18 protein-coding genes are annotated in these 22,282 nt (G+C 70.3%); 8 read left to right on the top strand and 10 right to left on the bottom strand.

Going from position 1 to position 22,282, the window contains the following annotated elements:
• Positions 1-24 precede the first annotated feature (24 nt).
• The 3 genes from MCHUDSM44219_RS16195 to MCHUDSM44219_RS16205 all read right to left on the bottom strand — a co-directional run bounded on the left by MCHUDSM44219_RS16195 (position 25) and on the right by MCHUDSM44219_RS16205 (position 6,493).
• Positions 25-903: a 1-acyl-sn-glycerol-3-phosphate acyltransferase gene (locus MCHUDSM44219_RS16195; protein ID WP_236695484.1), complete on the bottom strand. Its 879-nt coding sequence runs from the start codon at positions 901-903 to the stop codon at positions 25-27.
• A 27-nt stretch (positions 904-930) separates the two neighbouring features.
• Entirely contained in the window at positions 931-6,021 is a 5,091-nt protein-coding gene (locus tag MCHUDSM44219_RS16200; RefSeq protein ID WP_048419258.1) for a type I polyketide synthase, read from the bottom strand.
• An 85-nt stretch (positions 6,022-6,106) separates the two neighbouring features.
• Positions 6,107-6,493, bottom strand: coding sequence for a nuclear transport factor 2 family protein (locus tag MCHUDSM44219_RS16205; RefSeq protein WP_048419259.1), 387 nt, complete (start codon positions 6,491-6,493; stop codon positions 6,107-6,109).
• 47 nt (positions 6,494-6,540) lie between these two features.
• Between MCHUDSM44219_RS16205 and MCHUDSM44219_RS16210 the strand changes: the two genes are divergently transcribed.
• Positions 6,541-7,401, top strand: a complete 861-nt coding sequence (locus MCHUDSM44219_RS16210) for an LLM class F420-dependent oxidoreductase (protein ID WP_048419323.1) — start codon at positions 6,541-6,543, stop codon at positions 7,399-7,401.
• On the opposite strand, the gene hemW is transcribed toward MCHUDSM44219_RS16210, so the two are convergent.
• The gene (gene hemW, locus MCHUDSM44219_RS16215) at positions 7,402-8,589 is read right to left on the bottom strand and encodes a radical SAM family heme chaperone HemW (protein WP_048419260.1); all 1,188 of its coding nucleotides are present in this window, start codon (positions 8,587-8,589) and stop codon (positions 7,402-7,404) included.
• 34 nt (positions 8,590-8,623) lie between these two features.
• Complete coding sequence (gene hdhA, locus MCHUDSM44219_RS16220; protein WP_048419261.1) at positions 8,624-9,394, bottom strand: 7-alpha-hydroxysteroid dehydrogenase; 771 nt, start codon at positions 9,392-9,394, stop codon at positions 8,624-8,626.
• A gap of 330 nt (positions 9,395-9,724) precedes the next feature.
• Between hdhA and MCHUDSM44219_RS16225 the strand changes: the two genes are divergently transcribed.
• From MCHUDSM44219_RS16225 to MCHUDSM44219_RS16250, 6 genes are all read left to right on the top strand, one after another.
• Positions 9,725-11,398 carry a nitrite/sulfite reductase gene (locus MCHUDSM44219_RS16225; protein WP_048419262.1) on the top strand — a complete coding sequence of 558 codons (1,674 nt, stop codon included), beginning with the start codon at positions 9,725-9,727 and terminating at the stop codon, positions 11,396-11,398.
• 18 nt (positions 11,399-11,416) lie between these two features.
• Positions 11,417-12,112 carry a phosphoadenylyl-sulfate reductase gene (locus tag MCHUDSM44219_RS16230; protein WP_413783616.1) on the top strand — a complete coding sequence of 232 codons (696 nt, stop codon included), beginning with the start codon at positions 11,417-11,419 and terminating at the stop codon, positions 12,110-12,112.
• Positions 12,091-12,825 (top strand): sirohydrochlorin chelatase, encoded by a 735-nt coding sequence (locus tag MCHUDSM44219_RS16235; protein ID WP_048419264.1) that lies wholly within the window; start codon positions 12,091-12,093, stop codon positions 12,823-12,825. The genes MCHUDSM44219_RS16230 and MCHUDSM44219_RS16235 overlap by 22 nt, the downstream gene beginning before the upstream one ends.
• Positions 12,826-12,921: 96 nt before the next feature.
• The gene (locus tag MCHUDSM44219_RS16240; protein ID WP_048419265.1) at positions 12,922-14,289 is read left to right on the top strand and encodes a hemolysin family protein; all 1,368 of its coding nucleotides are present in this window, start codon (positions 12,922-12,924) and stop codon (positions 14,287-14,289) included.
• Positions 14,282-15,286, top strand: coding sequence for a CNNM domain-containing protein (locus tag MCHUDSM44219_RS16245; RefSeq protein WP_048419266.1), 1,005 nt, complete (start codon positions 14,282-14,284; stop codon positions 15,284-15,286). Before MCHUDSM44219_RS16240 ends, MCHUDSM44219_RS16245 begins: the two co-directional genes overlap by 8 nt.
• A 216-nt stretch (positions 15,287-15,502) precedes the next feature.
• On the top strand, positions 15,503-15,775 hold the full coding sequence (locus MCHUDSM44219_RS16250; RefSeq protein WP_048419267.1) for a metal-sensitive transcriptional regulator: 273 nt from the start codon (positions 15,503-15,505) through the stop codon (positions 15,773-15,775).
• A 1-nt stretch (position 15,776) separates the two neighbouring features.
• Here MCHUDSM44219_RS16250 and MCHUDSM44219_RS16255 read toward each other — a convergent pair whose 3' ends face one another.
• The 5 genes from MCHUDSM44219_RS16255 to MCHUDSM44219_RS16275 form a co-directional block, all read right to left on the bottom strand.
• Positions 15,777-16,832 carry a sulfate/molybdate ABC transporter ATP-binding protein gene (locus tag MCHUDSM44219_RS16255; RefSeq protein WP_048419268.1) on the bottom strand — a complete coding sequence of 352 codons (1,056 nt, stop codon included), beginning with the start codon at positions 16,830-16,832 and terminating at the stop codon, positions 15,777-15,779.
• Positions 16,833-16,863: 31 nt separating this feature from the next.
• Positions 16,864-17,676 (bottom strand): sulfate ABC transporter permease subunit CysW, encoded by an 813-nt coding sequence (cysW, locus tag MCHUDSM44219_RS16260; protein ID WP_048419269.1) that lies wholly within the window; start codon positions 17,674-17,676, stop codon positions 16,864-16,866.
• The gene (gene cysT / locus MCHUDSM44219_RS16265; protein WP_048419270.1) at positions 17,673-18,518 is read right to left on the bottom strand and encodes a sulfate ABC transporter permease subunit CysT; all 846 of its coding nucleotides are present in this window, start codon (positions 18,516-18,518) and stop codon (positions 17,673-17,675) included. Before cysT ends, cysW begins: the two co-directional genes overlap by 4 nt.
• Positions 18,515-19,549, bottom strand: coding sequence for a sulfate ABC transporter substrate-binding protein (locus MCHUDSM44219_RS16270; protein WP_048419271.1), 1,035 nt, complete (start codon positions 19,547-19,549; stop codon positions 18,515-18,517). The genes cysT and MCHUDSM44219_RS16270 overlap by 4 nt, the downstream gene beginning before the upstream one ends.
• A gap of 349 nt (positions 19,550-19,898) precedes the next feature.
• Positions 19,899-20,126 carry a hypothetical protein gene (locus MCHUDSM44219_RS16275; RefSeq protein WP_109777802.1) on the bottom strand — a complete coding sequence of 76 codons (228 nt, stop codon included), beginning with the start codon at positions 20,124-20,126 and terminating at the stop codon, positions 19,899-19,901.
• Positions 20,127-20,205: 79 nt separating this feature from the next.
• On the opposite strand from MCHUDSM44219_RS16275, the gene MCHUDSM44219_RS16280 reads away from it, so the two are divergent.
• Entirely contained in the window at positions 20,206-22,215 is a 2,010-nt protein-coding gene (locus tag MCHUDSM44219_RS16280) for a glycoside hydrolase family 15 protein (protein ID WP_048419273.1), read from the top strand.
• The last annotated feature ends 67 nt before the right edge of the window (positions 22,216-22,282 follow it).

Raw genomic sequence — 22,282 nt, forward strand, 5'->3', positions numbered from 1 at the left:
AGAATCGCCAGCTCGTGCTCCGCGTCAGCCCAGCAGGGGCCGACGTCCGCTGGTGAGTTCGGTCAAGGAGTCCTGCATCGCGCGCTCGACCCGGGCCGCGAACTGCTGCGCCGTCTCGTCCTGCTCCGGCGTCATCGCCGGGAGCACCCGCGTGACGAGCTTGGTGGGCATCGGAAGATACGGCAGCAGCCCCACAGCACCGACGTTGAAGCCCCACGGCAGTGACACGCTCACCGGCAACGTCTTGAGGCGCGCGATCTTGTCGAGTCGCATAGCACGGGCGAGCCCCTCCCCGCTCGACAGCACCAGCAGCGACTCCCCCGCCCCGGCGGTCACCACCGGGACGATCGGCACGTTCTGCTCGATCGCCAGATCGGCGAAACCCGAACGGCCGTCGAAGATCACGCGGTTGCGGTCCGCGAAGGTCTTCCCCGCGTCCTTGTCGCCGCCGGGGAACACCAACACGTGATGCCCGGCCTCGAACGCCTCGACGGCGCTGTCGCGGCCCGCCGGCCGCGCGCCCAACGGCTCGAGCAGCCGCCCCACTCCGAGCGTCCAGGCCAGCTGGTGGGTCAACACCGTGACCGGACGGTCCAGCTCCAGCGCGTCCAGTGCCGCGCGCACGGCGAACACGTTCAGGTCGATGACGCCGCCGAAACCGTGGTTGGCGACGAAGAGCACGGGCTCCTGCGGCGCGGTCGTGTCGGCGTCGATCTCGAGCCGGTGATACCGACGCACGAATTCCCCGCCGGCCGCGGCGATCCCCGACATGGCGCGGGCGATCGCATCGTCGACGATCCCGTCGGCGCCGAGGTTCTCCGCGATGTCCTCGAGCGCGGCCAGCGCCGTCTCGGTGAGTTTCTCGAGCCCCTGCCGTACGCCGCCATCGGAACCGTCACCCATGCCGTCAGTGTGGCAAACTCCCGGGCGTCAGGACACCTCGGCGCTCCGACGCTGCGGCGGCGCCTGCAGCAGTTCGACGATCCGCGCGGTGACCTCCGCGGCGGTGGGGTGCTCCCACAGCAGCGTCGGGGGCAGCGCCAGGCCGGTTCGCTTCTCCAGCGAGCGGCGCAGCGCCACCGTCATGATCGAGTCGACGCCCGATTCGATCAGCGGCGCGGCCGGATCGACCTCCCCGGCGGGCAGTCCGAGTTCGCCGGCCACCGCCTCGACGACCTGCTGCGCCGCCCACAGGGCGACATCCTCATCTCCCGGCCCGGTCGCGGCGGCGAGGTCGGGGTCACCCGTCCCGCGGGGCGCGACGTCGGCGAGCACGGGTACCGCCGTCGCCTGCGCAAGCACCGGCAGCACCACCGGATTGGGGTCGTCGCCGCGCATCACCGCGTCCAGCGCGCGCAACGCGTCGTCGGCGGCGACGGTGCCCATTCCCAGCGCGTCGAGCTGGGCCGCCACGAACTCCGACGACGACCCCATGCCGAGGCCCCGCCAGGCCGTCCACGCGACACTGACCGTGCGGTCGCCCCGGGCACTGCGGTGCCGCGCCACGGCGTCGAGGAACGCGTTGGCGCACGCGTAGGCCCCCTGACCGGGAAAGCCGGCCAGGTACCCGCACGAGGAGAACAGCACCATCCAGTCCAGCGCCCCGGGCGGGAACACGTCGTGCAGGGTCAGCGTGCCCGTGACTTTGGGCCGCATCACGGCCCGCAGGTCGGCCGGCGTCGTCTCGGTCAGCAGCGCGCCGGCTTCCACACCGGCGGCGTGCACCACCCCGCGCACCGGCGGCAGGTCGGCGAGCACGGCGCGCAGCCGTTCACCGGCGCCGTCTGCGCCGATGTCGAGCGCCGCGACGCGGACGAACACGCCCCGTTCCTCCAGCTCCGTGATGACGCGCACGACCTCGCCGCCGGCGGTCCACCGGTCCCGTGGCGGCACACCGGTCCTCGACAGCAGCACCAGTCGGCGGGCGCCGAGATCGGCAAGCCGCCGGGCCATCAGCAGTCCCAAGGCGCCGGTGCCGCCGGTGATCACGTAGACACCGCCGGGCGTACAGGTCATCGGGGTGTGCGTCCCGGGGCGGGCCGGCGCCAGCCGCGCGGTGAGGGCGACGCCGTCGCGCACGACGACCACACCGTGACCGTGCAGCGACGCCGGCACCGCCACTGGAAGCTCTCCGTCCGCGACGTCGAGGACACCGCCCCACAGCTGCGGATGCTCGGCGGCGGCGATCCTGGCCAGCCCCCACAGCGGGGCCTGCTCGAGACGTTCACCCTCGTGCACCCGGCGGGTCAGCACCCAGAGTCGAGCCTGGGAACCGTTGTCGCGCAACGTCGTCAGGGCACGGAGCACGGCTTCGGTGACGGCTTCGGGCGCATCGCCGGGCTGCGGCACCGCCAGCACCACGGATCCACGCTGCAGATCGCGCGGCAGCAGCGCCGGATCGGAGCAACGGCGGTGCGGGATGCCGGCCGCCGTCAGGGCGGGCCCGACGGCCGCGACGGCGTCGTCACCACCGACGAGCACCACCTCGCGCGGGGCAGCATCCTGCGGATACGGGGTCGGGTGCCATGCCATCCGGTGCAGCATCGGTGACACGTCACCGCCGGCGGGCTCGAGATCGGCGAACCGCATTCCTCTCAGCGTGGCGCGGACCGCCCCCGAGTCGTCGGCGATCGCCACGTCGGTGACGGTCTCGCCGCGGTGCCGCACATGCAGAAGCGCCACCGCGGGCGGCGCGCCCCGGACGTGCACCGCCTCGATGTGCGCGGGCATCCGCAGACGCATCGGGCCGGGCAGCACCGTCGACGCCGTCGACGTCGCGGCGTCGAGCAGACCGGCCCAGCTCGTCGGCGCCGACCCGTCGGCCTCCGCGGCCACCCGGGCCAGCACTTCCCCTTCCGTGCAATGCATCTCGAGGATGCGCCAGCCGAAGCCCATCCCTGCGACTCCAACCTCGGCCAACGCGTCGACGACGTGACTCGCCGGCAGCGACCGTCGGCACCGGCTCCGGACGTCCGCATCGAGGGTGCCGAAGTCTGCGTCGTCGTAATCGGCCGCTGTGGCGCCGCAGTGCGTCACCCAGCCCTCGGTGTCGGTTCCCACCGGCCGCGACGACAGCCGCAACGCCCGGTCCTGGTGCACCACCTGGATGTCGCGGGCCCGACCCGGCGGTACCGGTGTGCGGAGCCGCACGTCGGTCAATCCGCCTCCCGCAGCACCCATCAGCGTGTTCACCAGCACCGCGGCGGGGACGATCTCGGTGTCGCGCACCGGATGGTCGCCCGGATACGGCCGGGTGTCCATGTCCAGCCGGGTCTGCCAGACGCGCGCGGGCACCGGGCCCGTCACCTCCATCGCGCCGCCGAGCAGGGTGTGGGCGGCGGGGTCGTGCAGCGCCTGCATGCTCGGGGGCGGCGTCGGGGTGCGCCAGAATCGGCGGTGTCGCCACTGCGTGGCGGGCAGGTCGGCCGCCCACCGGTCGGTGGGTCGCAGCCCGTGCTCGATCGGCACGCCGTGGCAGTACAGCGCTGCGGCGGCCGCGCCGATCGACCGGCGCTCCGGTTGGTCCCGGCGCAGCACCGGGACCACGGCATGGTCGCCGACGCGGTTCCCGGACTCGTGCAGCAGGGTCTCCGCGATCGAATGCGCGACGACGGGGTGCGCGGACACCTCGACGTACACCCGGTAGCCGTCCTGCGCGGCGGCCTGCACCGCCTCGGCGAACCGGACGCGGCCGCGCAGATTGGCCACCCAGTAGTCCCGGTCGCGCGGGGCGCGGGATCGGGGGTCGCCGAGTGCCGTGCTGTACAACGGGATTCGCGGTGCTGCGGGTGCCGGCAGGGCCGCCACCGCGCGGGCCAACTCGTCGGTCAGCGCGTCCATCGCGGGGCTGTGGAAGGCCACGTCGGTGTTGACCCGCCGCACGGTGATGCCCTCGGCGGCCCACGCCGCGGCGAGCGCCTCGACGGCCGCGGTCGTCCCCGACACGACGGTCGAGGCCGGGGACGCGCTGATCGCCGCGACCACATCGCTGCGTCCCCGCAACCGGTGCGCCGCATCGTCGAACGGCAACCCGGCCAAGGCCATCGCACCCCGGCCCGCCACCGACCGGAAACCCCGGGCGCGGTAGCACGCGATCGCGGCGCCGTGCGTCAGGCCGAACACTCCCGCCTCGACGCACGCCGCCACCTCGCCGACCGAGTGCCCGATGATCGCGGCCGGCGCCACCCCCCGCGCGCGCAGCACCGCAGCGAGACCCACCTGCATCGCGAAAGTCAGGGCCTGGACGCGGTCGGTGCCGCCCAGCTCCTCGGCTGTCAGCGCGGCGCGCGCGGAAAACCCCATCTCTCTGATGAAGACGTCATCGATCTCATCGATGGTCGCGGCGAAGCGTGGCTCGGTGGCCAGGAGCTCCCGGCCCATCCCGGCCCAGTGGGAACCGTGTCCGGAGAACACCCACACGGCGCCGGCCTCGGCCCCGTCGACCACGGCGCCTGTCACCAGGCGGGGGTGCCGTGCGCCCTGCGCGGCGGCGGACAGAGCGTCCACGACGCCGGCGGGGTCACGCAGTGCGTCGGTGACGACGGCGGCGCGGACCGGCTCGTGGGAGCGCCGGGTCCACAGCGTGGCCGCCAGCTCGTCGGTGCGGACGTCGACGCGGCGGAGGTGCTCGGCCATTGCCGCGGCCTGCCGGGTCAGCCGGTCGGCCGATCGCGCGGAGAACGGGGCGAACGATGTTGTCCGAGAATCTCTTTCAGAGACATTCGTGATCGGCGCCTCGTCGAGCAGGACGTGCGCCAGGGTGCCGCCGTACCCGTAGCTGCAGACCGCGGCGCGGCGCGGCACGGCGCCGCGGGGCCACGGTTCGGCCACTGTCGGCACCCGCAGCCCGCTGGCCGCCCAGTCCACGGCGGGGGTCAGGGTCTCGATGCCCGCGGTGGGCGGCAGTGTCTCGTGGTGCAGCGCCAGTGCCGCCTTGATCAGCCCGATGACGCCGGCGCCGCCTTCGAGGTGGCCGACATTCGGCTTGACCGAACCGACGGCGCACGGGGCGTCACCGCGGCCGCCGCCGTACACCGCAGACAGCGCCGCGATCTCGACGGGATCGCCTGTCGGAGTGCCGGTTCCGTGCGCCTCGATATAACCGACGTCGGCAGGTCGCAGATCCGCTGCCCGGCACGCGGTCTCGAACAGCTCGCGCTGGGCGTCGCCGTTCGGCGACATGATGCCGACGGTCCGGCCGTCCTGCGCCACCGCGCCGCCCCGCACGACCGCGAGGATCCGATCGCCGTCGCGGCGGGCGTCGGCGAGCCGTTTGAGCACCACCACCCCGGCGCCCTCGCCACGGCCGTAGCCGTCCGCGGCCGCATCGAACGTCTTGCACCGGCCGTCCGGAGCCGTCGCACCCGCCACGTCGAGCACCCGGGTGAGCCCCGGACCGATCAGTGCGCTGACACCGCCGGCCAGCGCCAGCGAGGTCTCACCGTCGGCGAGCAGCTGACAGGCCTGGTGCACCGCGACCAGCGATGCCGCGCAGGCCGCGTCGAGCGCGACGCTGGGACCGCGCAGGTCCAGCAGGTGCGACACCCGGTTGGCCACCCCGCACAGCGACGTGCCGATCCCGGTCCACGCCTCGATGCCGGCCAGGTCCTCCATCAACAGCTTGCCGTAATCGTCGGAGTTGACCCCCATCAGCACCGCGGTGTCGCTACCGGCCAGTGCGCGCGGTGGAATTCCGGCGTGCTCCAACGCTTCCCAGGACACCTCGACCGCCAGCCGCTGCTGCGGATCCATCAGTTCGGCTTCGCGGGGGGAGACGCCGAAGAACTCGGCGTCGAAACCGGGCAGGTCGTCGAGGAAGGTGCCGAAGCGGGTCGTCTCCCGCAGCACCGCCGCGTGCCGGGGGTCGCGGTGCAGGTAGGGCGCCCAGCGTTCGGCGGGCACCTCCCGCACCGCGCTGCCGCCGGCCAGCAGGAAGGACCAGAAGTCCTCCGGCGTGGTGATGTCGCCCGCGAGCCGGCAGCCGACGCCGACGATCGCGATCGGCGCGCGGGTCACCGCCACGGGCGGCCGTGAATATGGTTAGCCTGCCCTAATGCGATATCCGGCATGCGGTGCATCCTGGCACAGCAGGCCCGGGCGCAGGGGGCTACCTGTGCTGCGGCGGCGGCTGCGCGCCCGGGTCGCCCGGATCGATCTCGACCGCGTACGAGGTGATCGTCCGGATCTTCTCGTCGGCGAACTCGTAGATGGCGCAGCTGGCCACCGCGGTCACCCCGTCGGGGCGGAGGTAGCGCACCACGGTGTCGACGGCGACCACGTCGGCGCCGACGGCGGTGACGCAGCGGTCGAACTCCCGTCGGGTGCCCTCGAGGCTCTCGAGGGTGTCCCGGCACGTGCGGCGCACCGCGTCGGCGCCCTCGAGGACCATGCCTCCGACGATGGTCCACCTCACGTCTGTGGCGAGGTGGTCCAGCGCGTCGTCGAAGCGGTGCTCGGAGAACGCGAGGCCGACCGCGCCGGGATCGAATGTCATGTGTCGACGGTAGCGCCCGCGCCCGCAGGCACGGTATGAGTGGACACATGAAATTGACAGGTGTCGGGTTGTGGAGTTCGCAGTTGCGCTACGGGAATCCGGGTGAGGCGGCCGATGCCGCCGCGGAACTCGACGAGCTCGGTTTCCCCGCCCTGTGGATTCCCGACGTCGGCGGACCGGTCCTCGACGCGGTCGACAACCTGTTGTCGGCCACCAGCAAGACGGTGATCGCGACGGGCATCCTGAACCTCTGGATGCACGACCCGGCCGAGGTGGCCACCCGCTACGCCACCCTAACCGAGACCCACGGGGAACGTTTCCTTCTCGGCATCGGCGTCAGCCACGCCCCGCTGATCGACTCGCAGGAGCCGGGTCGCTACCGCAAGCCGCTCGCGGCCACCAAGGCGTTCCTCGACGGTGTCGACGCCTCGCCGCAACCGGTGCCGACCGGCAACCGGGTGCTGGCCGCGCTCGGACCGAAGATGCTCGAACTGTCGGCGACCCGTGCCGCCGGAGCGCACCCCTACCTGACCTCGCCCGAGCACACCCATCAGGCGCGTGAGGTGCTCGGCGAGGGTCCGCTGCTGCTGCCCGAACAGAGCGTGCTGCTCACCGACAGCAGGGAGCAGGCCCGCGAGATCGGCACGGACTGGCTGAAGTCCTATCTGTCGCTGCCGAACTACGCCAACAACATCCTGCGCACGGGCTTCACCGAGGAGGACATCAGCACGGTCAGCGACCGATTGTTCGACGCGCTGATCGCCTGGGGCGACGAAGAGACCGTGCTGCGCCGCGTCACCGAACACCGCGACGCGGGCGCCGACCACGTGTGCGTGCAGGTCCTCACCGCCGACCCGCGGGAGTTCCCCCGCGAGCAGTGGCGCCGGCTGGCGGCAGCGCTCGGGTAGTCACGCCAGCAGCGTGCGGACCACCGCGTCGGCGAGCAGTCGACCGCGGTCGGTCAGCACCAGCCGGTCCGCCTCGGCGCGCAGCAGGCCGTCGGCGACCACCTGCGCCGCCGCGTCCCGCTCGGCGCCGGTCAGCAGCGCGGTCGGCAGCCCCGAGCGCAACCGCACCCGCAGCATGACGTCCTCGACGTGCGAGGTGTTCTCGTCGAGGCTCTCGAAATCGGCGACGGGAAGGCGCCGGTCATCGAGCGCGAGGGCATAGGCGTTGGGGTGCTTGACATTCCACCACCGGATGGCGCCGACGAAGCCGTGCGCGCCGGGGCCCGCGCCCCACCACTGACCGCCGGCCCAGTAGCCGATGTTGTGCCGGCACTCGGCGCCGGGCCGGCTCCAGTTCGACACCTCGTACCAGTCCAGCCCCGCGTCGGCGAGCCGCCGGTCGAGCAGTTCGTACCGCCGTGCCAGCACGTCGTCGTCGGGGGCGGGCATCTCGCCGCGGCGCACCTTGCGGGCCAGCGCGGTGCCGTCCTCGACGATCAGCGCGTACGCGGACACGTGGTCGACCCCCGCACCGATCGCCGCGTCGGCCGACCGCAGCAGGTCGTCGTCGCTCTCCCCCGGGGTGCCGTAGATCAGGTCGATGTTGACGTGGTCGAAGCCGGCGGCCCTGGCCTCCCGGGCAGCGTCGATCGCCCGGCCGGGCGAGTGCACCCGGTCCAAGGCCACCAGCACATGAGCGGCCGTGGACTGCATGCCGAGCGAGACCCGGGTGTAGCCCGCCGACCGCAACCCGGCGAAGAACGCCGGCGACGTGGACTCCGGGTTGGATTCCGTCGTCACCTCGGCCCCCGGCGCCAGCGTGAAGTGGTCCCGCACCGCGTCGAGCACCTCGGCCAGGCCGTCAGCGCCGAGCAGCGACGGTGTCCCACCTCCGACGAAGACGGTCGACACGTCCGGGACGACGTCGAGGCGGGCGGCGGCCAGGGCGAGTTCGGTCCGCAGCGCCGTCAGCCACCCGGCCGGGGTCGCGCCGCCCAGCTCGGCCGGGGTGTAGGTGTTGAAATCGCAGTACCCGCAGCGGGTGGCGCAGAACGGGACGTGGATGTAGAGGCCGAACGGCGCCCCGGGCGTGACCGCCAGGTCGGGCAGCGGCACGGGTGCCGGACGGACGGACGCGGAACCGGACATCCCGCCATTGTCCCAGCAGAATCCATCGCGGCCGTCAGTCGAGCTCCTGCACCCCGCCGCCGCTGACGGTCAGCACCTGGCCGCTCACCCACGACGAGCAGGGCGCGCACAGGAACAGGCAGGCATAGGCGATGTCCTGGGGGGTGCCCAGCCGCCCGATCGGAGTCCCGGCCAGCATCGCCTGCTCGATCTCCGGTGTGAGCACGCTCGCCAGCGCCTGCGTGCGGATGGCGCCCGGAGCGATCGCGTTGACCCGGATCCCGGACGGCCCCAGGTCGAACGCGATGTTGCGGGTCAGGTGGTTCACCGCGGCCTTCGACGAGGAGTAGGAGGCCATATCGCGGTTGGTGTTCTCCCCCGCCATCGAGCTGATGGTGACCACCGCGCCGCCGCCCCGGGCACGCATGTGCGGGGCGGCGAGCTGGGTCAGCCGGAACACCGAGAAGACGTTCAGGCGGAACGCCCGTTCGAAGTCGGCCATCGGCATGTCGAACGGCTTCGGACCGCCGCCGCCGGCGTTGTTGACCAGGATGTCGACCCCGCCGTAGGTCGACACGGCCACTCCGATCAGGCCTTCGATGTCCGTGTCGCTGGTGACGTCGCAGCGCACCCCGGTCGCCCGGCCGCCGGCCGCGGTGATGGCGGCGGCAGCAGCGACGGCCCCGTCCCCGCCGAGGTCGCCGAGGACGACCTCGGCGCCGGCGTCGGCCAGCAGTGCGGCGATCGCGTTGCCGGTCCCGGCCGCGGCCCCGGTGACGACGGCGACCCGGCCGTCCACCCGGAAAGCGCTCACATCGAAGGTCATGGCCTCAGCGTCACGGACTGAGGCTGCGCCGTGTTAGGGCCGTTGTCCCCTTTTGCTCAACGTGAGCACAAATATGGGCCGGTTGGAGGTGGTGCCCCTATCCGTGGCACAATGGCCCACGTGATCGACGCCGGCATCGTGCCCACCCGCGTATCGCTGGTGATCCGTCGTCACGTCGACTTCAAGCGCGTGTGTAGCTGCTGTTGTTGTCCTTTGTGACCCCGTAGACCCTGCCCACCTGCACTTTCAGCTGGCCGCCGGATCTGCGCCGCCGGACAGCCCCCGGTGAGAACGCGGTGACGAACGCTGGCTTCGATCCAGGAGCCCACCATGACGACAGCGACACCCAAACCCGCCAAGCGACCCCGCGGCGAAGGACAGTGGGCGCTCGGCTATCGCGAGCCCCTCAACGCCAACGAGCAGGCCAAGAAGGACGACAACCCGCTCAACGTGCGGGCGCGCATCGAGAACATCTACGCCAAGGGTGGCTTCGAGTCCATCGACAAGGGCGACCTGCGCGGCCGTTTCCGGTGGTGGGGCCTCTACACCCAGCGCAAGCCCGGTTACGACGGCACGTGGACCGGTGACGAGAACACCGACATGCTCGAGGACGAGTACTTCATGCTGCGGGTGCGCAGCGACGGCGGTGCGTTGACCGCGGCGGCGCTGCGGGCACTCGGTGGTATCTCCACCGAGTTCGCGCGCGACACCGCCGACATCTCCGACCGGCAGAACGTCCAGTACCACTGGATCCGCGTCGAAGACATGCCGGAGATCTGGCGCCGGCTCGACGAGGTCGGACTGCAGACCACCGAGGCGTGCGGTGACTGCCCTCGCGTCGTGCTCGGTTCGCCGCTGGCCGGTGAGTCGCTCGACGAGGTCATCGACGGCACGCCTGCGGTCGACGAGATCGTCAAGCGCTACATCGGCAAGCCGGAGTACTCGAACCTGCCGCGCAAGTTCAAGACCGCGATCTCGGGCCTGCAGGACGTCGTCCACGAGGTCAACGACGTCGCGTTCATCGGCGTCGAGCATCCCGAGCACGGACCCGGCTTCGACCTGTGGGTCGGCGGCGGCCTGTCGACCAACCCCATGCTGGGGCAGCGCGTCGGCGCCTGGGTTCCGCTCGACGAGGTGCCCGACGTGTGGGAGGGCGTGGTCAGCGTTTTCCGTGACTACGGCTACCGGCGCCTGCGCTCGAAGGCGCGCCTGAAGTTCCTGATCAAGGACTGGGGCGTCCAAAAGTTCCGGGAAGTTCTCGAGACCGAATACCTGAAGCGCCCGCTGATCGACGGCCCCGCCCCCGAGCCGGTGACCCGCCCGATCGACCACGTCGGCGTGCAGAAGCTCAAGAACGGCCTCAACGCCGTCGGGGTCGCCCCGATCGCCGGCCGCGTGTCGGGAACGATCCTGACCAAGGTCGCCGACCTCGCCGAAGCGGCGGGCAGTGACCGGATCCGGTTCACGCCGTACCAGAAGCTGATCATCCTCGACGTGCCGGACGAGAAGCTCGACGAGCTGCGTTCCGGCCTGGATGCCCTGGGTCTGCCGTCGACGCCCTCGCACTGGCGGCGCAACCTGATGGCCTGCACCGGCATCGAGTTCTGCAAGCTCAGCTTCGCCGAGACCCGCAGCCGCTCGCAGGTGCTGGTGCCCGAGCTGGAGAAGCGGCTCGAGGACATCGACAGCCAACTCGACGTGCCGATCACGATCAACATCAACGGCTGCCCGAACTCGTGCGCCCGCATCCAGATCGCCGATATCGGATTCAAGGGCCAGATGGTGGACGACGGAGACGGTCCCGAGGAGGGTTTCCAGGTCCACCTCGGGGGAAGTCTGGGTCTGGACAGCGGTTTCGGCCGCAAGCTGCGCCAGCACAAGGTGGTCGCCACGGAGCTCGGTGACTACATCGAGCGGGTTGTTCGCAACTTCGTGAAACAACGAGAGCACGGAGAGCGTTTCGCTACGTGGGCTCTACGAGCAGACGACGCGGACTTGAGGTGATGTGACGTGACCGACGTGATGACGGAGACGGATCTGCAGCAGCTGGCCGAGCGCGGTGCGGCGGAACTCGGGCCGAACGCCTCGGCCGAGGACCTGCTGCGCTGGACCGACGAGAACTTCGGCGGCGACTACATCGTCGCGTCGAACATGCAGGACGCGGTCCTGGTCGACCTCGCCGCGAAGGTTCGCCCCGGGGTGGACGTGCTGTTCCTCGACACCGGCTACCACTTCGTCGAGACCATCGGCACCCGCGACGCCGTGGAAGCGGTCTACGACGTCAACGTGGTGAACGTGCGGCCGGAGAAGTCGGTCCCCGAGCAGGACGCGCTGTTCGGCAAGAACCTGTTCGAGCGCAGTGCCAACGAGTGCTGCCGGATGCGCAAGGTGGAACCGCTGTCGAAGGCGCTGCGCGGCTATTCGGCGTGGGTGACCGGAATCCGCCGGGTCGAGGCCCCCACCCGCGCCAACGCTCCGTTGATCAGCTGGGACAAGGCGTTCGGGTTGGTGAAGATCAACCCGCTGGCGGCCTGGTCCGACGACGACATGCAGGACTACATCGACACCCACGGTGTGCTGGTCAATCCCCTTGTCGACGAGGGGTATCCGTCGATCGGGTGCGCGCCCTGCACCGCCAAGCCGATCGTCGGCGCCGATCCGCGCAGCGGACGCTGGGCCGGGCAGTCCAAGACGGAGTGCGGGCTGCACGCATCGTGAACGCGGGGACGGACACGCTGGTGCTGACGGCGCACGGCAGCGCCGATCCCCGCTCGGCGGCCACCGCGCGGGCGATCGTCGCGTGCATCGGGCGCCTGCGGCCCACGCTGGACGCCCGCGTCGCGTTCTGTGAGCAGAACGAGCCGAACCTGGCCGACGTGCTGACCACCGTCGGGCGGGGCGCGGTGGTGGTGCCGCTGCTGCTCGCCGACGCCTACCACGCCCGTGTCGACATCCCCGCGATGATCGCGGAGTCCGGGTCCGACGCGCGCCGGGCGGCCGTTCTCGGTGAGGACGACCGGCTCATCCACGTGTTGCGGCAACGGCTCGAACACGCCGGGGTGTCACGGCTCGACCCGGATGTCGGCGTGCTGGTCACCGCGGTCGGGTCGTCGCACGCGCGGGCCAATGTCCGCACCGCCACGGTGGCCCGGGAACTGACACTGACCACACGGTGGACTGCGACCACCGCGTTCGCCACCGGCCCGGCGCCCTCGTTGGCGGACGCGGCCGCCGTCCTCCGGGAGCGCGGCGCCTCCCGGCTCGTCATCGCCCCCTGGTTCCTGGCGCCTGGGCGTATCACCGATCGCGTCGCAGAATTCGCGCGCGCACAGGGTCTTTCGATGTCCGCGCCGCTGGGCGCGCATCGCCAGGTGGCCGAGACGGTGCTCGACCGCTACGACGCAGCTTTGTCTGCATCGATAGCCGCCTGACCAGCGTTCTTGCGCAGTCTCGGTACAGTGGGCGTCACCCGACCACGGCCCACCGAGCAAGGACTCGATGCACCCTCATAGACCCGAGGCGGTCACATGCTGACCGCCGTTCTCGCACTTTTGCTGGGCCTTCTCGTCGTTTCGGCGATCACCGCGCTGACCGGATATTTCGTCGCGCAGGAGTTCGCGTACATGGCCGTGGACCGCTCGCGCCTGAAGGCCCGCGCCGACGCCGGCGACTCGACGGCGGCTCGCGCGCTCGCCGTCACACGGCGGACATCGTTCATGCTCTCCGGGGCACAGCTGGGCATCACCGTCACCGGGCTGCTGGTGGGCTACGCGGCCGAACCACTGATCGGGCGAGGTCTCGACACACTGCTCAGCGGTGCCGGTGTACCGATCGCGGTGTCGGTGGGAATCGGTGGCGTGGCCGCGATCCTGGTGTCGACGGTGATCCAGATGCTCTTCGGGGAGCTCTTCCCGAAGAACCTCGCTCTGGCCCGGCCGGAACTGCTCGCCCGCCGGCTGGCGTGGTCGACCACTGCGTACCTGATGGTGTTCGGGTGGCTGATCTGGCTGTTCGATCAGTCGTCGAATCTCCTGCTTCGGGCACTGCGCATCGAACCGGTGCACGATGTCGAGCACTCGGCCACTCCCCGCGACCTGGAGCACATCGTCGCCACGTCACGCGACGCCGGTGAGATCGCGCCGGAGCTCTCGGGGTTGCTGCACCGGATCCTCGACTTCCCGACGTCGACGGCCCAGCACGCGATGGTCCCGCGCGCCCGCGTCGACGTCGTGCCCGCCGCCGAGACGGTGGAGGCCGTGCTCGCTCGCATGGCGTCCGGGCACACCCGCTACCCGGTCGTCACCTCGGAGCGTGACGACGTCGTCGGCGTGATCCATCTGCGCGACCTGTTGGCGGAGGCACCGCCGTCACGCACCGCCGCCCAGCACTGCCGCCCCGCGGTTGTCGTTCCCGAGACACTGCCGCTTCCCGATGTTCTTCGCGCACTGCGTGATTCGAAGGAGGAGATGGCCGTCGTCATCGACGAGTACGGAGGCTTCGCCGGGATCGTCACGATCGAGGACCTGGCCGAGGAACTCGTCGGTGAGATCGACGACGAACACGACACCGAGGTCGACGAGGTCGCCGTCGCCGTCGAGGACGGCTGGCTGCTGGCCGCGGACCTGCCGGTGGACGAGGCCGAACGGCTACTCGGCGTGACCCTGCCCTCAGGCGACTACGAGACGGTCGCCGGCATGCTCATCGCTCACGCCGGCGGACTGCCTGCCGTCGGTGACACGGTGACGATCGCGCTGCCGCCCGATCCGTCCGACCTGCTGCATCCGGGAGCGACTCCCGTCCGTGCGCTCGTCGCCGACGTGCGCTCGGTGCAGAAGCGAGTTCCCGCACGGGCTCTCGTGCGGATCGTCGTCGACGCGAAGGTTCTCGATGTCTGACCCGTGGGTCATCGCACTGATCACCGCCGGGCTGATCGCGCTGAGCGCGTTCTTCGTCGCGGTGGAATTCTCGCTGATCGCCGCGCGACGCAGCCGGCTGGCGGATTCGGCTGCTCACAGTCGCCGCGCCCGGGCGGCGCTGCGCAGCGCCTCCGAACTGTCGGTTCTGCTGGCCGGCGCCCAATTGGGTATCACCGTCTGCACCTTGCTTCTCGGCGCCATCACCAAACCTGCTGTGCACTATGCGATCTCGCCGTGGCTGCGCGATGCGGGCGCACCCGCGTGGCTGGCCGACGCCGGCGGCTTCGCGCTGGCGCTGGTGATCGTCACCTTCCTCCACCTGGTGATCGGCGAGATGGCGCCCAAGTCGTGGGCCATCGCCCATCCGGAGCGTTCCGCGCTGTTGCTCGCCGTGCCGATGCGCGGCTTCATGTTCCTGACCCGCCCGCTGCTCCGCGCCTTGAACCAGGCGGCGAACTGGTGCCTTCGCCGCGTGGGGGTGATACCCGTCGATGAACTCGCCGACAGCCAGGACCCCCAGGCTCTGCGCCAGTTGGTGGATCACTCGGCTGCGGTGGGCACCCTCGCCGAGAGCTACCACGCCAATCTCGCCAGCGCGTTGGAGCTGGAATCGCTGCGCGTCGACCAGGTCACGCGCGTCGGCTCGCACATGGGCCGGGTGAACCCGGACGCCAGCGCCGCCCGGATCCGGGACGCCGCGCGCGCCGCCGGGCACCTTCGGCTCCTCGTGTGCGAGGACGGGTCCGACACCGTTCTCGGCGTGGTCCACGTACGCGACAGCCTGACGTCACCCGCGTCAGCACGCCAGTTGATGCGTCCGGCGCTGACGCTGCCGGCCGACACACCGGTGTACGAGGCCCTCCAGATGATGCGGGAGGCCCGCAGCCACCTGGCCGTCGTCCCCGCTGACACCGGGACTCGCGTGCTGACGATGACCGACCTGCTGGATCGACTGCTGGCGCTCGACGCGACCTGATTCGCACTTCCCTTCCTTGACCCATACCCATTGGGGTATACCGACGTGCGTAGCGGATCAATACCCCCATGGGTATCAGAAGGAGTGGGAACAGCGAAGTTCGTCCAGTACGACCTCGACTGTCTGTCGGGCGGGATACTTCTGCCCGCTTCGTGCGTTATACCCCCGTGGGTAAAATACAGATCGTCGTCCGAAGAGTGGTGGAAGGGAGCCGTCGTGGTTGGTGACGAAGAGGCCATCGGCGCGGTCCTGAACCGGCTCCGCCGGGCTCAGGGGCAGTTGGCCGGCGTGATCTCGATGATCGAGCAGGGCCGCGACTGCAAGGACGTCGTGACCCAGCTGGCCGCGGTGTCCCGTGCGCTGGACCGCGCCGGCTTCAAGATCGTCGCGACCGGGCTGCGGGAGTGCGTCGCGGACGGGAGCGCGACGGACGGCAAGCGCGAGATGAGCGTCGACGAACTCGAGAAGCTGTTCCTCGCGCTGGCCTGACCTACGACAACCGGGCGGGTTCGCCGTCGGTGACCGCAGCCGGGTCCGCCGGCGCCTCATCGGGCAGACTCGGCACCCGGGTGGCCCGCACGTAGACGGTGTCGCCCTGCTTGAGGCCGAGCGCTTCGGCGTCGCCGCGGGTGATCTGCGCGGTGAACGGCGTGTGCGTCGCCGCATTGGTCAGCTCGACGCGCACCTCGAAGCCGAGCATCACGATCCGGTCGATCACCGCCTTGGTCACGCCGGTGGTCTGAATCGAGTTGTCGCCGTTGGCGATCGCCATGTCGGGATTGCGGCCGACGCGGATGTCGTGCGGGCGCACCAGCGCGCCGTTGAGTGGCGACACCGCACCCAGGAACGACATCACGAACGCGTTGGCCGGGCTGTCGTAGACCTCGGTGGGCGAGCCGACCTGCTCGATGCGGCCCTTGTTGAGCACCGCGATCCGGTCGGCGACGTCGAGTGCCTCCTGCTGGTCGTGGGTCACCAGGACCGTGGTGACATGCACCTCGTCGTGCAGACGGCGCAGCCACGCCCTCAGGTCCTCGCGCACCTTGGCGTCCAGCGCGCCGAACGGCTCGTCGAGCAGCAGCACCTGCGGGTCGACGGCGAGCGCGCGGGCCAGCGCCATGCGTTGGCGCTGCCCGCCGGAGAGCTGGTTGGGGTACCGGGTCTGGAACCCCGCCAGCCCGACCACCTCGAGGAGGTTGTCGACCTTGGCGGTGATCTCGGCCTTCGGCCGTTTCCGGATCTTGAGCCCGAACGCGACGTTCTCACGCACCGTGAGGTGCTTGAAGGCGGCGTAGTGCTGGAACACGAACCCGATGCCGCGCTTCTGCGGCGGCACGTCGGTGACGTCCCGGCCGTTGATCGTGATCGTGCCCGAGTCCGGCTCGTCGAGCCCGGCGATGGCCCGCAACAGCGTCGACTTGCCCGACCCGCTGGGGCCCAGGAGCGCGGTCAACGATCCGGCGGGCACGACGAAGTCGACGTTGTCGAGCGCGGCGAAGTCGCCGTAGCGCTTGTTGGCGCCGCTCACGGTGATCGCGTGGGTCATGATCGTCGGACTCCCGAGTCGTAGTCGGTCTTCATTTTGCGGCCTTGGCCCGGCGGGCGTCGAGGATCACCTGGGCGACGAGGACGAGGACCGCCACACTCATCAGCAGGGTGGCGATCGCATAGGCGCCGTACTCGGCGCCACGGTTGTACCGGTCGGCGACCAGCAGCGTCAGGGTCTGCGACTGGCCGGGCAGGTTGGACGACACCATGATGACCGCGCCGAACTCGCCCAGTGTGCGCGCGACGGTGAGCACGATGCCGTACGTCAGCCCCCACCGGATGGAGGGCAGCGTGATGCGCCAGAACGTCTGCCACCACTGCGCGCCCAGGGTGGCCGACGCCTCCTCCTGGTCGGTGCCGATCTCGTGCAGCACCGGTTCCACCTCGCGGATCACGAACGGCACCGTGACGAACACGCTGGCCAGCACGATGCCGGGAAAGCTGAAGATGATCTTCAGCCCGAAGTCGTTCTCCACGAACCCGAACAGCCCCGCCGAGCCCCACAGCAGGATCAGCGCGACACCGACCACCACCGGGGACACCGCGAACGGCAGGTCGATGATCGCCTGCAGGACACTCTTGCCACGAAAGCGGTTGCGCGCCAGCACGAGTGCCGTCGGCACGCCGAACAGCACGTTCAGCGGGACGACGATCGCGACCACCAGCAGCGAGAGCTGCAGCGCCGAGACGGCCGCTGGGGTACCGACGGAGGCGAAGAAGGCGCCGACACCCGGGGAGAACGTGCGCCACAGGATCAGGCCGACGGGGACCAGGACCAAGATCGTGATGTAGCCGATCGCCACCCACCGCAGCAGGAGCCGGACGGCCGGGGAGAGGATCACGCCGCCAACTCCTCCCGCTTGGCCGCGCGCGCGCCGACCGCGCGCAGGATGAACAGCACGACGAAGGAGATCACCAGCAGCACGATGGAGATCGCCGCGGCCCCCACTCTGTCATCGTTCTCGATCAGCGTGCGGATCCATTGCGAAGACACTTCGGTCTCGCCGGGTATCGCGCCGCCGATCAGCACGACGGAGCCGAACTCGCCGATCGCCCGCGAGAACGCCAGGCCGGCACCGGAGAGCAGCGACGGCAGCAGCGCGGGCAGGATCACCTTGGTGAAGATCAGGTAGTTGTTGGCGCCCAATGACGCGGCCGCCTCCTCCACCTCGCGGTCGAGCTCGAGCAGCACGGGCTGCACCGAGCGGACCACGAACGGCAGCGTGACGAACAGCAGCGCGACGCCGATACCCCACTTCGTCTGCTGCAGGTGCAGCCCGACGGGACTGTTGGGGCCGTAGAGCGCCAACATCACCAGGCTCGCCACGATCGTCGGCAGCGCGAACGGCAGGTCGATCACCGAATCCACCAGCCGCTTGCCGGGGAAATCGTCGCGGGTCAGCACCCACGCGACGATCACCCCGAAGACCGCGTTGATCAGCGTCACGCCGATGGACACCGTCAGCGTGACCCGGAACGACTCCAGTGCGGCGTTGGACGTGACCGCCCGCCAGAATGCGTCCCATCCGCCGGTCGCGGACTGCCACACGATTGCGGCGAGCGGGAGCAGCACGATCACCGACAGCCACAGCGTCGCGGCGCCGACCCGCAGCGAGGTGCTGCCGTGGCGGTTGCGCCCCCGGAGGCGCGTCGCCGGCTCGACCTCCGCGACGGTCGAGGTCATCCCGTGGCCTGCTTGTAGATCTTGGTGATCGAGCCGTTCTCCTTGTCGAACAGCGCCGGGTCGACGTCACCCCAGCCGCCGAGGTCGGCGATCGTCCACAGCTTCTGCGGCGCCGGGAAGTCCTTGGCGAAGTCGGCGGCGACTGCCGGATCGACCGGCCGGAAGCCCGCCTCGGCCCACAGCTTCTGCCCCTCGGGGGTGTAGAGGAAGTTCTTCAGCGCGTTGGCCTGGTCCTGATGCTGCGACGACGACACCACGGCGACCGGGTTCTCGATCTTGAAGGTCTGCGGCGGGTTGACGTGCTCGACGGGCTTGCCCTGGCGTTCGACGTTGATCGCCTCGTTCTCGTAGGAGATCAGCACGTCACCGCTGCCCTGCAGGAACACGTCGGTGGCCTCCCGGCCCGATCCCGGGCGGGTCTTGACGTGCTCGGTCACCAGCTTGTTGACGAAGTCCAGGCCGGCCTGGGGGTTCTTGCCGCCGTCGCTCTTGGCCGCGTACGGCGCGAGCAGGTTCCACTTCGCCGATCCCGAACTCAGCGGGCTCGGCGTGACGACCTCGAGGCCGGGCTGCAGCAGGTCGTCCCAGTCCCGGATGTTCTTGGGATTGCCCTGGCGCACGACGAGCGACACCACGGACCCGAACGGGATGCCCTTGGTGGCGCCGGCGTTCCAGTCCGCGGCCACCTTGTCGGCCTTGACCAGGCGGGTGATGTCGGGCTCGACCGAGAAGTTGACGATGTCGGCCGGCTTGCCGTCGACGACGGCGCGCGACTGGTCGCCCGAGGCGCCGTAGGAGGTCGTCACCGCGACACCCTTACCTTCGGGCGTGGCCGCGAACGCCGGGATGATCTTGCTCCACCCGGGCTCGGGCACCGCGTAGGCGACCAGCGTCAGCGTGGTCTCGGCGTTCGACCCGCCACCCTCACCGGCGACGTCGCTGGATCCGCCGCCGCACGCGGCGACCAGCGACGTGGTGAGGGCCAGCGCTGCTACCGCGCGCCACCGCGCACCGGGCTTGGTGAGATTCATGGGTGACCTTTCCGTGGGGGAACGAACCTGTCGGGGAGTCCGGTCACGCGGAAGGTGGTGGCGTCGTCGCCGTGCAAGTCGGCACGGGAACATCTCTGCCGAACACCTGACCGCCGATCGGGGGTGAGGAGTCAGCAACAACAACACACGTCAGCAACGGCCGAGAGACCGACAGCAATGAGCGCCACGATGTGGCCGCCCTTGTTGCCGCACGCCGTTTGCATGGCGCGAAGAATAACACCAGTCCCGGTCGGTGGGTGACTCGGTCAGCGGGTGAGAAGCCACATCAGGATCACCAGCACGACCAGCGCGATCAGCGCCAGCGTCACCCGGGAGCGAGGCATCCCACTCATCGGTCACTCCCCTCGGTGTCGCCCGCCGCCTCGTCGGGCGAACGGCGCAGGCGCTGCTGCAGCTGGATGCCGCGGTCGAGCACCGCGTCCAGCACGACCGCCACGGCGTAGGCCAGAGCAAGCACCACGGGGATCACCACCACCGACTGCGCGACGAACGGCAGCCCCGAGAGCCAGAGCTCCACTCCGTCCCACCAGCTCAGGAATCCGCCCACCCGGCCCAGACTAGGCGCACGCCCCGGCTTGCGAGGCGCAGGCGTGTTCGGGTAGACGCCGAGGTACCCGGCAGTCGATGATGAGCAAATGGTTCTGCAGCCCACCCAGGCCGCCTCCAGCGCGGTGAGCGCCAACGGCGAATCGTCGGCATTCGCGCTGGCAACGACTCCGTCGTATGCGAACACCGGTCCGCTGCGCAACCCGTTCCCGCCGATCGCGGACTACGCGTTCCTGTCCGACTGCGAGAACACCTGCCTGATCTCCTCGGCCGGGTCGGTGGAGTGGCTGTGCGTGCCGCGGCCGGACTCACCGAGCGTCTTCGGCGCGATCCTCGACCGCGGCGCCGGCCACTTCCGGCTCGGCCCGTACGGGGTGTCGGTGCCGGCCGCCCGGCGGTATCTGCCGGGCAGCCTGATCCTCGAGACCACGTGGCAGACCCACACCGGCTGGGTGATCGTGCGCGACGCGCTGGTGATGGGTCCGTGGCATGACCTCGAGACCCGGTCACGCACCCACCGGCGCACCCCGATGGACTGGGACGCCGAACACATCCTGCTGCGCACCGTGCGCTGCGTGTCCGGCACCGTCGAACTCGTGATGAGCTGCGAGCCGTCGTTCGACTACCACCGCACCAGCGCCAGCTGGGAGTACTCCGCGCAGGCCTACGGGGAGGCGATCGCCCGGGCGACGAAGAACCCGGACTCCCATCCGACGCTGCGGCTGACCACGAACCTGCGCATCGGCCTGGAAGGCCGCGAAGCCCGCGCCCGGACCCGGCTGTCCGAGGGCGACAACGTGTTCGTCGCGCTGAGCTGGTCGAAGCACCCGGCGCCGCAGACCTTCGACGAGGCCGCCGACAAGATGTGGAAGACCAGCGAGTGCTGGCGGCAGTGGATCAACGTCGGTGATTTCCCCGACCATCCGTGGCGGTCGTATCTGCAGCGCAGCGCGCTGACCCTCAAGGGCCTGACCTACTCCCCCACGGGCGCGCTGCTCGCCGCGCCCACCACATCGCTGCCCGAAACGCCTCAGGGCGAACGCAATTGGGACTACCGCTATGCGTGGGTGCGCGATTCGACGTTCGCACTGTGGGGCCTCTACACCCTGGGCCTGGACCGCGAGGCCGACGACTTCTTCGCGTTCATCGCCGACGTGTCCGGCGCCAACAACGGCCAGCGCCACCCGCTGCAGGTGATGTACGGCGTGGGCGGGGAACGCAGCCTGGTCGAGGAGGAACTGCACCACCTGTCGGGGTACGACAACGCCCGGCCGGTGCGCATCGGCAACGGCGCCTACAACCAGATGCAGCACGACATCTGGGGCACGATGCTCGATTCGGTGTATCTGCACACCAAGTCCCGCGAGCAGATCCCCGAGACGCTCTGGCCGGTGCTCAAGGAACAGGTCGAGGAGGCCATCAAGCACTGGCGCGAACCCGACCGCGGCATCTGGGAGGTGCGCGGCGAACCGCAGCACTTCACCTCCAGCAAGATCATGTGCTGGGTGGCGCTGGACCGCGGGGCCAAACTGGCCGACCTGGAGGGTGAGAAGTCCTACGCCCAGCAGTGGCGCGCCATCGCCGAGGAGATCAAGGACGACATCCTGGCCCACGGCGTCGACTCCCGCGGCGTGCTCACCCAGCGCTACGGCGACGACGCGCTCGACGCGTCGCTGCTGCTGGCGGTGCTGACCCGGTTCCTGCCGTCCGACGATCCGCGGATCCGCGCGACGGTGCTGGCGATCGCCGAGGAGTTGACCGAGAACGGCCTGGTGCTGCGCTACCGCACCGAGGAGACCGACGACGGATTGTCCGGCGAGGAGGGCACGTTCACGATCTGCTCGTTCTGGCTGGTGTCGGCACTGGTGGAGATCGGTGAGATCCACCGGGCGCGGCACCTGTGCGAACGCCTGCTGTCCTTCGCCAGCCCGCTGCATCTGTACGCCGAGGAAATCGAGCCCCGCACGGGCCGGCACCTGGGCAACTTCCCGCAGGCGTTCACCCACCTGGCGCTGATCAATGCGGTCGTGCACGTGATCCGCGCCGAGGAGGAAGCCGACAGCTCGGGCGGCTTCCAGCCGGCGAACGCGCCTGTGTAACAGGAACGTTCCGTTTTTGCGTCTGCCTGCGCGCAATGCTGGCAGCACACAGGTTGTCGGCCGACCA

Origin of the sequence: Mycolicibacterium chubuense, from assembly GCF_001044255.1 — a bacterium.
Classification (GTDB): domain Bacteria; phylum Actinomycetota; class Actinomycetes; order Mycobacteriales; family Mycobacteriaceae; genus Mycobacterium; species Mycobacterium chubuense.